This window comes from Streptomyces sp. AK010 (genome assembly GCF_014207295.1).
GTDB classification, from domain to species: Bacteria; Actinomycetota; Actinomycetes; order Streptomycetales; family Streptomycetaceae; genus Streptomyces; species Streptomyces massasporeus.
In genome coordinates this window covers 141325-152672 of the sequence record NZ_JACHCX010000020.1, presented here as the reverse complement: position 1 = coordinate 152672, position 11348 = coordinate 141325, and the positions used below count along the sequence as shown (strand labels likewise).

The following is an 11348-nucleotide window of genomic DNA, read 5'->3' as shown; positions in this document are numbered from 1 at the left end:
AAGACACAGCACCCCTGACGGCCGAAAGGAAGCGACAGGGAGATTCTGCCCAACTCCAGCAACCAGAACGACACTTAGCCGCGACGATCTACTAGAGGCTGCGGGCGGTGATGTCGCCCTGGGCGGTGGTCGCGTGGAGGGTCAGGCCGGCGCCGCCGTCGGCGTTCTTGAGGGTGTTGTGGATCCGGCCGTGGCCGGTGCCGGCGTCGAGGGCGGCGGAGACGCCGTGGGCGGCGGCGACGGTGATGTCGCCCTGCCCGGTGCGCAGCGCGACGGCTCCGGACACGGCCTCGGCGATGCGGAGGCCACCCTTCTGGGTGCTGATCTCGGCGGGGCCTCCGAGGCGGCCGACGGTGATGTCGCCGGCGAGCAGGGTGAGGCGGGCGCTGCCGGTCTCGTCGAGCTTGACCGTGCCCTCGGCCGCGTCGAAGACGATGTCGCCGAGCCGTCCGACGCCGCGCAGGTCGGTGGCGGCGCCCTTGGCCTGGACGCGGGAGCCCGCGGGCAGCCGGACGGTGACCTCGACGGATCCGGAGTGGCCGAGGATCCGGTTCTTCGCCGCGGGGGCCTCGATCCGCAGGACGCCGTCGTGGTGGGCGACCTCGATCTGCTGCGCCGCCTTGACGTCGCGGCTCTTGGCGGGGTCCGCGGGCAGCACCTCGACGGTGGTGTCGATCCGGTCGGCGGCGATAAGGCGGATGTGTCCGGCGGGGATGTCCAGGACGGCCGAGACGGGGGCGGGGCTGTCGAACCTCTGCATCGTTGCTCTCCTTGGTCCGGCTTCGTTCCGTTGTTTCCAACGATGGAAAAGCTACGTTGCATTCACGAAGATGGCAACAACTCCGTTGCACACAAATCACATAAGAACAGCTCAGAGCCAAGAATTCATTGCAACGATCCTGCCGCCTAACGCAACAACACCACTCACCCCGTTGCAATGAAATGAAGATGAACGCTATCGTGCGGACATCACGCACCACGAAGGAGGCCGCGATGCCGGGAGGCAGACTCACTCAGCAGGAGCGCCAGCAGATCGCACTGGGACTCGCCGACGGCCTCGCCTACGCGGAGATCGCCCGACGCCTGGACCGCCCGACCTCGACGGTCACCCGCGAGGTCATGCGCAACGGCGGCCCCACGGCCTACCGCGCCGACCTGGCCCATCGCGCCACGGAACGCCGCACCCGCCGCAAACAGGCCGCACCACGGGACCCGAAGGCGCTCCCGCAGCCCGACGGACGGGACACCGAGGCCGTACGCGAGTACGAGGAGACGTTCACGACCGTCCTGATGGGGTCGGGCATGCCGAAGATGATGTCGCGCGTGATGGCCTGCCTCTGCATGACCGACTCGGGCAGCCTCACGGCCTCCGAACTGGCCCAGCGCCTCCAGGTCAGCCCGGCTTCGGTGTCCAAGGCGGTCGCGTACCTCGACAGCCAGGGCTTCGTCCGCCGGGAGGCCGACCAGGGCCGCCGCGAGCGCTACGTCGTCGACGACGACATCTGGTACCGGTCGATGATGGCCAGCGCACAGGCCATCGCCAGGGTCGTCGACACCGCACGGCAGGGCGTCGGCATCCTCGGCCCCGGCACCCCGGCCGCCGCACGCCTCGAGAACATCGCCCGTTTCCTCGACTTCGTCTCCGAGACCTCCGCCCGCGCCGCGGAACAGGCACGCGACATCCTCCACACCAAGCCCGAGACCGCTTCCGACTCCCCCGCAAACCCCCGGTAGCCCCACCGCCACCTCGGCAGATAGGTTCGTTGCATGCCCGACTACCTCGACGACCTGCGTCTCGCCCACGTCCTCGCCGACGCCGCCGACGCCGCGACGATGGACCGGTTCAAGGCCCTCGACCTCAAGGTCGAGACCAAACCGGACATGACCCCGGTGAGCGAGGCGGACAAGGCCGCGGAGGAACTCATCCGCGGCCACCTCGGGCGCGCCCGCCCCAGAGACGCGATCCTCGGCGAGGAGTACGGCGTCGAGGGCACAGGCCCCCGCCGGTGGGTGATCGACCCGATCGACGGCACCAAGAACTACGTGCGCGGCGTTCCCGTCTGGGCCACGCTCATCTCGCTGATGGAGGCCGGCGAGGGCGGCTTCCAGCCCGTCGTCGGCGTCGTGTCCGCCCCCGCCCTCGGCCGTCGCTGGTGGGCCGCGAAGGGCCATGGCGCGTTCTCCGGCCGCAGCCTCACCAAGGCCTCCCGGCTGCAGGTCTCCCGCGTCTCCAAGCTCTCCGACGCCTCCTTCTCGTACTCCTCGCTGAGCGGCTGGGAGGAGCAGGGCCGCCTGGACGGCTTCCTCGACCTGACCCGCGAGGTGTGGCGCACACGGGCGTACGGCGACTTCTGGCCGTACATGATGGTCGCGGAAGGCGCCGTCGACATGTGCGCCGAGCCGGAACTGTCCCTGTGGGACATGGCCGCCACCGCCATCGTCGTCACCGAGGCGGGCGGCACCTTCACCGGCCTCGACGCCCGCCCGGGCCCCCACAGCGGCAACGCGGCCGCGTCGAACGGCCTGCTCCACGACGAGCTGCTGGGATACCTCAACCAGCGCTACTGAGCCCCCCGTTGTTACCGAGCGCCCCCTTGTTGACCCTCCCTTTACCTGCCACCCTGAGAGTCCCCCACTTGTGAATTTGTGAAATTCTGAACGAACGGCGGGGAGACTCCCAGGAGGTGGCTCCATCCATGCTCGTCCGTGACGCCATGAGCACTGTCGTCCTCACCATCGGCCCGACCCACACCCTGCGCCAGGCCGCAGCGCTGATGTCCGCGCGCAAGGTCGGGGCGGCCGTCGTCCACGACCCCGACGCCGGCATCGGCATCCTCACCGAACGCGACATCCTCAACTCCGTGGGCCTGGGGCAGGACCCGGACACGGAACGCACCCACGCCCACACCACCAACGACGTCGTGTTCGCCACCCCGGCCTGGACCCTGGAGGAGGCCGCGGCCGCCATGGCGCACGGCGGCTTCCGGCACCTCATCGTGCTGGACGACGGCGAACCCGCCGGCATCGTCTCGGTCCGCGACATCATCCGCTGCTGGGCACCGGCACGACAGCGGGTTCCGGCGTAACCACGCGGACGGGCCGGGCCTCCGAAGAGGGCCCGGCCCGTCCGCCACCGCAAGCGGTCCAGCGCTGGAGTTCAGCCGCGCAGGGCCTGGACCGCGACCTCCAGCCGCTTGCCGTAGTCTCCGTCGGCCCGACGGAAGTTGTCGATCGCCCGCTCGACGATGTCGTCGCGCGAGACCTTGGCGATGAAGCCGGCCAGGTTGGCGACCAGGCGCTCCTTCTCGTCCTCGCTCATCAGACGGTAGAGATTGCCCGCCTGCACGAAGTCGTCGTCCTCGACGTGCACCGGAGCCGGGTGGTTGCCCGTCGCGCCGCTCACGGCCGTGGCGGACCACAGCGGACGGTCCGTCTGGAACGGGCCGCCGAAGCTGTTCGGCTCGTAGTTCTTCGCACCCGCGTGCCGGCCGTCGTAGAGGTACCCGTCCCGGGAGTTGGTCCGGGCCACGGTGGCGTGCGGCCGGTTCACCGGCAGGTGGTCGGCGTTGATGCCGACTCGGTAGCGGTGGGCGTCGCCGTAGGCGAAGAGGCGGCCCTGGAGCATCTTGTCCGGGGAGGGGCCGATGCCCGGCACGAAGTGGGCGGGGCTGAAGATCGACTGCTCGACCTCGGCGAAGACGTTCTCCGGGTTGCGGTTGAGCTCCAGCTTGCCGATCTCGACGACCGGGTAGTCCGCGTGCGGCCAGACCTTGGTCAGGTCGAACGGGTTGAAGCGGTAGGTCGCCGCCTCGGCCACCGGCATGATCTGCACGCCGACGGTCCAGGTCGGGTACTCGCCGCGCTCGATGGCCTGGCGAAGGTCACGCTGGTGGGAGTCGGGGTCCTCACCGGCGAGCCGGGCCGCCGCCTCGGCCGTCAGGTTCTCGATGCCCTGGTCGGTCTTGAAGTGGTACTTCACCCAGAAGGCCTCGCCGGCCTCGTTGCTCCACTGGAAGGTGTGCGAGCCGAAGCCGTCCATGTGGCGGTACGAGGCGGGGATGCCCCGATCACCGAACAGCCAGGTCACCTGGTGCGTGGACTCGGGTGACAGGCTCCAGAAGTCCCAGACGTTGTCCGCCTCCGTGGAGCCCGTGTAGGGGTCGCGCTTCTGGGTGTGGATGAAGTCCGGGAACTTGATGGCGTCCTTGATGAAGAACACCGGGGTGTTGTTGCCGACGAGGTCGTAGTTGCCCTCCTCGGTGTAGAACTTCAGCGCGAAGCCGCGCGGGTCGCGGACCGCGTCCGCCGCCCCCAGATTGCCCGCCACCGTCGAGAAGCGCAGGAAGACCTCGGTCTGCTTGCCGATCCCGGAGAGGAAGGCGGCCCGCGTGTACGGGGTGACGTCGGCGGTCACCGTGAAGGTGCCGTACGCACCCGCGCCGCGGGCGTGGACGACACGCTCCGGGATGCGCTCACGGTTGAAGTGGGCCAGCTTCTCCAGCAGCAGCTGGTCCTGGACGAGCACCGGGCCACCGACGCCCGCGGTCTCGCTGTTCTGGTTGTCGGCGACCGGAGCCCCGGCCTCCGTCGTAAGCGGTTCCTGCGTCACGTGCGCCTCCTGCACCATTCCTGACCAGTCCTGTCCGCCGGCCAAAGCCGTTCTCGATCCTACAATAGACAATATCTAAAGCAAGTGAGACTCTAAACTCACACCTGTTCGGGACCTGGTCCCCTTAGCTGTTAGGCTGGTGGCCATGAGTGACCTTCTGGAACGCCTGCGCGGACGCGGATGGCGAATGACCGCGCAGCGGCGCGTCGTGGCCGAGGTCCTCGACGGCGAACACGTCCATCTGACGGCCGACGAGGTCCATGCCCGGGCCGTCGCCAAGCTGCCCGAGATCTCCCGGGCGACCGTGTACAACACGCTGGGTGAGCTCGTGACCCTCGGCGAGGTGCTGGAGGTCTCCACCGACCAGCGCGCCAAGCGGTACGACCCGAACGCCCACCAGCCGCACCACCACCTGGTCTGCGCCCAGTGCGGCGCGATCCGGGACGTCCACCCGGTGGGCAACCCGCTGGCGGACCTCCCCGACACCGAGCGCTTCGGCTTCACGGTCTCGGACGTCGAGGTGACCTACCGCGGCGTCTGCCCGAACTGCGCGGCCGCCTAGCCCCCACGAACGCGCGAGAGCCCCGGCACTGATGGGTGCCGGGGCTCTCTGCTGCCATGCTGTATGACGCCGCCGCAAACACCGAGGGCCGGAACCCTTTCGGATTCCGGCCCTCGGCCTTCAGTAGCGGGGACAGGATTTGAACCTGCGACCTCTGGGTTATGAGCCCAGCGAGCTACCGAGCTGCTCCACCCCGCGTCGTTGAATGCAACGTTACGTCACCGCGGAGGGCGGATGCAAATCCATGGCCCGGCTGCACCCTGGCCCCTTCCAGCCCCACCCACAACAGCTCACGCGGACAGCTCCTGCCGCAGCGCGTCCCGCAGCCGCTCCGCCCGCTCGGTGACGGACGCCGGCCCCAGCGACACGGCCCGGTCGGCCCACCGCTGGCCCTCCGCCAGCTCACCCCGACGCGCGTAGACCAGGGCCAGCCGCAACGCCGCCCGCCCGTGCCCCGCGTCGGCTGCGCGCGTCCACCAGACCGCCGCCTCGGGCTCGCTCCCCTCCCGGGCCAGCAGCAGCCCGAGATTGAACGCGCCGTTGCGGGACCCGGCCTCGGCCGCCTCCCGGTACCACCGAGCCGCCTCGACGACGTCGCCCCGGGCCGCCGCCAGCATGCCGACCCGCACCTGGGCCCGCCGATGCCCCTGGGAGGCCGCCCGCTCGTACCACTCCTCGCACTCGCTCCGCCGGTGCACCGGCTCCCCGAGCTCGTGCGCGGGCTCCGGCGGTCGCCGCGCGTCGAGCACGGTCGCCAGACGGTACGCGGCCTCGGCGCTCCCGCCCCCGGCCGCACACCGCAGATGCCGCTCGGCCTCCTGCTCGTCGCCGTCCCGCAGCCTCGCCATGCCGACCTGGAGCGCCGCCTCGGTGTGCCCGGCGGCAGCGGCCCGCTCGTACCAGCGCAGCGCGGCCTGCTCCTCGCCCCGCCCGGCATGCAGGATGCCGAGGTTGAAGGCGGCGTCCACACTCCCCGCCTCCGCGGCCTTGGAGAACCACGGCTCCGCGCCCGTCTCGTCGCCGCCCCGCAGCAGCAGGATCGCCAGCGCGTTCGCGGCCTCCCGGTGCCCGGCGTAGGCCGCGCGCCGGTACCACTGCTCGGCCTGCGGGGTGCGCCCCTGCTCGGCGCAGAGCAGGCCGAGGTTGTACGCGCCGTTCACGTCGCCCGCGTCCATCGCGGCGCGGTACCACCGCTCGGCGGTCTGGGTCTCGCCCCGCTCGGCGTGCAGCGCGCCCAGTGCGTTCGCGGCGTTGCCGTCGCCGTCCTGGGCGGCCCGCAGCCACCACACGGCGGCGTTCTCGGTGTCACCCGCGTCGCGCAGCAGGAAGCCGAGCGCGCAGGCGGCCCGCGCCTCGCCGTCCTTGGCGGACGTCAGGTACCAGCGTCCGGCCTCCTTGAGCTCGCCGCGCCGCTCCAGGATCGTCCCGAGGTGCAGGGCGGCCCGCCGATGGCCGCGCGCGGCGGCCTGGCGGTACCACTGCTCGGCCCCCTCGGGCGCCTGGACACCGTTGTCACCGTCGGCTTCCCTCGTCGCCTTGCGGTCCAGCGACCGCGCCAGCCGGTACGCCGCCTCCCGGTGGCCGCGCTCGGCCGCGACCCGCATCCACCGCTCGGCCGCGGCGTCCCCGCGGTGCTCCAGCAGGTCGGCGAGCGCATAGGCGCCCAGGGTGTGCCCCTGCTCGGCTGACTGGCGCAGCCAGTACTCGGCGGCGGGCTCGTCGCCGCGCTCGCGGTGGTGCCGGCCGAGGGCGTGCGCGGCCGCCGTGGATCCGGCGACGGCGGCGATCCGCCACCATCCGGCGGCCTCGTCGGCGTACCCCCGCTGGTGAAGGAGGACTCCCAGGTTGTTGGCCGCCGCCCGGTCGCCCGCGGCGGTGGCGGCACGCAGATGAGGCTCGGCACCGTCGAGATCGCCACGGCGCAGCAGCATGGCCCCGAGGACACTCATCGCTTCGACGTCGCCGGCCTCGGCGGCCAGCCGCTGACGCAGCTCCTCGGCCGCCTCGTCGGCGATCTCCCCGGTCTCGTCCGGGGTCTCGGTGTCCTCCCGGCTGGAAGGCTGCACAAAACGCCCTGTCTCGAACAGAGTTGCCTTGTCCCCCATAACGTCCATCGTCGCACCACCCGCAACCTGGGTACACCTGGTATACCGCAGCCAGTGAGGTCACTTCAGCGTTTTGTCGACATGCCCACAGAGAGACAAGTCAAACACAGATCGGCCAACTCCCCCCGGTGGCGCGACCACAGCCTGCGCCAGCACATGCGTTCACACATCACGAAGGCCCGGATTCCTGTGTGGAATCCGGGCCTTCGGTGTCGCTGCGTCACTCGGACGTCACGACTTCAGTAGCGGGGACAGGATTTGAACCTGCGACCTCTGGGTTATGAGCCCAGCGAGCTACCGAGCTGCTCCACCCCGCGCCGTTGTGTTCACAACCGTATCACGGCGCGGGGTGGGCATTTGACCAGGCCAGGGCCCTAGCTGCTCGGCTTCGGGCTGGGGCTGCCGCTCGGCTTGTCGCCGGGCGCGCTCTCGCCGCCCCCGGCGCCGCCCGTGCGGCTCGCCTCGGACTGCGCGTCCTCGGCCCGCCGCAGGGCGTCCTCGAGGTCGTTCTGCGCCTTGCCGTACGCCTCCCAGTCGTTCTTCTTCAGGGCCTCCTGGCCCGCGTCGAACGCCTTCTGGGCGTCCTCCAGGGCCTGTTGGACCGTCGGGTTGTCGGATGTCGGCGGTGGTGTCGTCGTATCGCCCTCGTCCGGTGGCTCGGTGGTCGGGCCGTCCGCTCCGAAGACCTTGTTGAGGGCCTCGTCGAGGGTGTTCTCGAAGGCGGTCTGGCCTCCGTAGGTGACCAGCACCTTGCGCAGCAGCGGGTACTTCAGTCCGCCACCGCGTACGTAGACCGGCTCCACGTACAGCAGTCCGCCGTCGAGCGGCACCGTCAGGAGGTTGCCGTACTCGACTTCGGAGTCGCCGCCTCTCAGGAGCCTGATGGACTCGGCGATGTCCTCTTGCGAGTTGAACTGGCTCTGGACCTGCTTGGGTCCGTTGACCGTGGTGTTCGTCGGCAGTTTCAGGATTCTGATCTTGCCGTAGTCACTGGTGCCCGCCTCGGCGTCGACCGCCATGAACGCACTGAGGTTGTCGCGGCCGTTGGGCGTGAGGGTCGTCGTCAGCGAGAAGGCCTGCGCCTTCTGGTCGGGCATCTTCATGCTCAGGTAGTACGGCGGCACCGCACTGCCCGACCGGTTCGTCGGGTCGTCCGGCACCTGCCACACCTCGCTGCCGCTGAGGAACGTCGTGGCGTCCTTCACGTGGTAGCGGGTGAGCAGCTCCCGCTGGACCTTGAACAGGTCCTGCGGGTAGCGCAGGTGGTCCATCAGGTCCTTGGAGATGTCGCTCTTGGGCTCCACCGTGTTCGGGAAGGCCTTCATCCAGGTCTTCAGGACCGGGTCCTTGGTGTCCCACTGGTAGAGCTTGACCTCGCCGGTGTACGCGTCGACGGTCGCCTTCACCGAGTTGCGGATGTAGTTGACCTGGTTCTGCTGGGCCACCACCGCGCGGTTGTCGTTGGCGGCGGTCAGCGAGTCGGCCGTCGTGTCACCGAGGGTCGTACGCGAGGAGTACGGGTATCCGTTGGTCGTCGTGTACGCGTCGACGATCCACTGGATCCGGTGGTTCACCACCGCCGGGTAGGCGTCGCCGTCGATGGTCAGCCAGGGGGCGACCGCCTCGACGCGCTCCTTGGGCGTGCGGTTGTACAGAATCCGCGAACCGTCGCCGATGGCACCGGAGTACAGGATCTGCGGCTCGCCGAACGCCACCGCGTACGCGGCCCGGTTGACCGGGTTGGAGAGGTTGACCCCGCTGTCGCCCTTGTAGCTGGTGGTCTTCTCGCCGTTGTCGTCGGAGTAGTCGATCTCCTTCTGGGGACCGCCGACGATCGAGTACGTGGTGGTCTTCTCGCCGTAGTAGACCCGCTGCTCGTACGTGCCGAGGTCGCCCTCGGACGGGAGGTCGGACTCCGTGAAGTTCGGCCGGCCCTGAGCGTCGGCGCTGGTGCCCTCGGCGGCGACCACTCCGTATCCGTGGGTGTAACGGAAGTGGTTGTTGATCCAGTTCTTCTTCGGGATGCCCGCGAGGTTCAGCTCACGCAGACCGATGACCGTGTCCTGGTCCTTGCCGTCCTTGGCGTAACGGTCCACGTCCAGGTTGTCCGGGAACGCGTAGTAGTTCCTGATCTGCTGGAGCTGCTGGAACGTCGGCGAGACGATGTTCGGGTCCATGATCCGGATGCTCGCCGTGGAGGGGACGTCGTCGCGCAGGGTCGACTTGTCCTCGGTCTTGCTCGTGCCCGAGTAGTCGGTGACCTTCGTGCCGTCGATGCCGTACGCCTGGCGCGTGGCCTCGAGGTTCTTCTCGACGTACGGCGCTTCCTTGGCCTGCTCGTTCGGCTGGACCTGGAACTTCTGCACGATGGCCGGGTAGAGGCCGCCGATGAGGATCGCGGAGAGCACCATCAGGCCGAAGCCGATCACGGGCAGCTGCCAGGTGCGCCGCCAGATGGTGGCGAAGAACAGCAGTGCGCAGATGACGGCGATGCAGAACAGGATGGTCTTCGCCGGCAGGTAGGCGTTGGCGTCGACGTACCTCAGGCCCGTCCAGTTGTCGGTCGCTCTGAAATCGCTGGACTTCACCGCGAGTCCGTAGCGGTCGAGCCAGTACGCGACCGCCTTGAGGGCCACGAAGATGCCGATGAGCACCGACAGGTGCCCGGTGGCTGCGGCCGTGGCGCGGGCGCCGGGGCTGGTGACGCGCAGGCCGCCGTACAGGTAGTGCGTGAGCGCGGCGGCGATCACGGACAGGATCGCGGCGGCGAAGCCGAAGCCGAGCAGGAACCGGTACCAGGGCAGGTCGAAGGCGTAGAAGGAGACGTCCAGCTTGAACTGGGGGTCCTTCTGGCCGAAGGGCACGCCGTTGACCCACGTCAGCCATGTGCGCCACTGGCCGGAGGCGGAGGCTCCGGCGATCAGGCCCACCAGGGCGGTGATCCCGAACAGCAGCCACTTCTTGTAGGGGGCGATGCCCATCCGGTAGCGGTCGAGGTTCTGCTGCTCCATCGACATGGCGCTCAGCGGCGGCCGCAGCCGGTGCGCCAGCCAGATGTTGAAGCCGACGGCGAGGGCCATGAGCACGCCGAAGACGAAGAAGAGCCCGATCTTGGTCCACAGGGTGGTGGTGAAGACCGAGGAGTAGTTCACCGAGCGGTACCAGAGCCAGTCCGTCCAAAAGCCCGCGAACATGGTGAACGCCATGCCGAGAACGGCCAGGACGCCCAGCGTCATGAGCAGGGTCCGGACACGCCGGGACGGGCGGCCCACTCTGATCCGCGGCCCCGAAGGGCCTCCGCCGCGGTCCGGCATCTGGAAAGCCAAGGTGCGCACCTCGAAGTTCGCTGTTGATTCGTCAGGCCCGCGTTTTCACGGACCGTGCGTGGCCCCCGTGATCGTGGGCCCCCACCTATGCAACTTACTCACCGTTTACTCGGTTCCCGATTCCGGTCAGGAACGAGAGAGGATTGTGACCATGTCCAACACTCCCATGGCTGCGAACCCGCTCACCCGTGCCGTTCTCGAGATCGACGAGTACGTCTCCGGCCTCGGTTGGGACCAGCCAGCCCGCCTTTTCGCCCTCGTCGACACCGCGCGGCTGAGGGCCGAACAGCCCTCGCTCGCGGACCGGCTCGGCCTGGGGGACGAGCCGGAGAACTCCGGCCTCACCCCGATCGAGCAGGATGAGGTTCCAACGGGCAAGCCGCTCGACGAGTTCCTCGCCACCATCGCCTGGCCCGACGCGGTGGTCGGCTGCGCCCTCGCCGTGGAGCGCCTGATGCTGCCGCCGTCCGCGGAGGCCCAGGTTCCGAAGGGTCTGAGCGAGGCCGCGCTCACGAAGTGGGTGGCGGACCACCCGGACCGCCAGGAGGTCCGCATGACGGTCGGGGTCCAGCGCGACGGCACGCGCGAGTCGGCCCTGCGGCTGCGCGAGAAGGACTCCCCCACCGAGGTCCTGACCGGTTCCGACCTGGTCCCGGGCCTGGCGGAGGCGCTGGCGGCGACGTTCGAGGAGTAGCCCCTGACGACGGTGGGGTCCGGCCTTCCGGACCCCTGGTCCCCTCGGCCCT

Annotated in this window: 9 protein-coding genes and 2 tRNA genes; 5 read left to right on the top strand and 6 right to left on the bottom strand. The window is 69.5% G+C overall.

Annotated elements, in window-relative coordinates; genetic code table 11:
* Window positions 1-91 precede the first annotated feature (91 nt).
* A complete protein-coding gene (locus HDC93_RS30995; protein WP_185014148.1) occupies window positions 92-760 on the bottom strand; it encodes a DUF4097 family beta strand repeat-containing protein in 669 nt (222 codons plus the stop codon).
* A gap of 233 nt (window positions 761-993) precedes the next feature.
* On the opposite strand from HDC93_RS30995, the gene HDC93_RS30990 reads away from it, so the two are divergent.
* From HDC93_RS30990 to HDC93_RS30980, 3 genes are all read left to right on the top strand, one after another.
* Window positions 994-1734: a helix-turn-helix domain-containing protein gene (locus HDC93_RS30990; protein ID WP_185014147.1), complete on the top strand. Its 741-nt coding sequence runs from the start codon at window positions 994-996 to the stop codon at window positions 1732-1734.
* A gap of 33 nt (window positions 1735-1767) precedes the next feature.
* Entirely contained in the window at window positions 1768-2568 is an 801-nt protein-coding gene (gene hisN / locus HDC93_RS30985; RefSeq protein WP_031110445.1) for a histidinol-phosphatase, read from the top strand.
* Window positions 2569-2696: 128 nt separating this feature from the next.
* Window positions 2697-3086: a cyclic nucleotide-binding/CBS domain-containing protein gene (locus HDC93_RS30980; RefSeq protein ID WP_185014146.1), complete on the top strand. Its 390-nt coding sequence runs from the start codon at window positions 2697-2699 to the stop codon at window positions 3084-3086.
* 71 nt (window positions 3087-3157) lie between these two features.
* Here the strand turns inward: HDC93_RS30980 and HDC93_RS30975 are convergent, their stop codons facing one another.
* Window positions 3158-4609: a catalase gene (locus HDC93_RS30975; protein ID WP_311774663.1), complete on the bottom strand. Its 1452-nt coding sequence runs from the start codon at window positions 4607-4609 to the stop codon at window positions 3158-3160.
* A gap of 145 nt (window positions 4610-4754) precedes the next feature.
* On the opposite strand from HDC93_RS30975, the gene HDC93_RS30970 reads away from it, so the two are divergent.
* Window positions 4755-5171, top strand: a complete 417-nt coding sequence (locus HDC93_RS30970; RefSeq protein WP_031110441.1) for a Fur family transcriptional regulator — start codon at window positions 4755-4757, stop codon at window positions 5169-5171.
* A gap of 124 nt (window positions 5172-5295) precedes the next feature.
* Here HDC93_RS30970 and HDC93_RS30965 read toward each other — a convergent pair.
* From HDC93_RS30965 to HDC93_RS30950, 4 genes are all read right to left on the bottom strand, one after another.
* A tRNA-Met gene (locus HDC93_RS30965) sits at window positions 5296-5369 on the bottom strand.
* Between the two features lie 92 nt (window positions 5370-5461).
* Window positions 5462-7285: a tetratricopeptide repeat protein gene (locus tag HDC93_RS30960; protein WP_185014144.1), complete on the bottom strand. Its 1824-nt coding sequence runs from the start codon at window positions 7283-7285 to the stop codon at window positions 5462-5464.
* Window positions 7286-7519: 234 nt separating this feature from the next.
* Window positions 7520-7593: transfer RNA gene (locus tag HDC93_RS30955), tRNA-Met, on the bottom strand.
* A gap of 57 nt (window positions 7594-7650) precedes the next feature.
* A complete protein-coding gene (locus tag HDC93_RS30950) occupies window positions 7651-10590 on the bottom strand; it encodes a UPF0182 family protein (RefSeq protein ID WP_185014153.1) in 2940 nt (979 codons plus the stop codon).
* Window positions 10591-10753: 163 nt separating this feature from the next.
* Between HDC93_RS30950 and HDC93_RS30945 the strand changes: the two genes are divergently transcribed.
* A complete protein-coding gene (locus tag HDC93_RS30945; protein ID WP_185014143.1) occupies window positions 10754-11296 on the top strand; it encodes a PPA1309 family protein in 543 nt (180 codons plus the stop codon).
* Window positions 11297-11348: the final 52 nt, after the last annotated feature.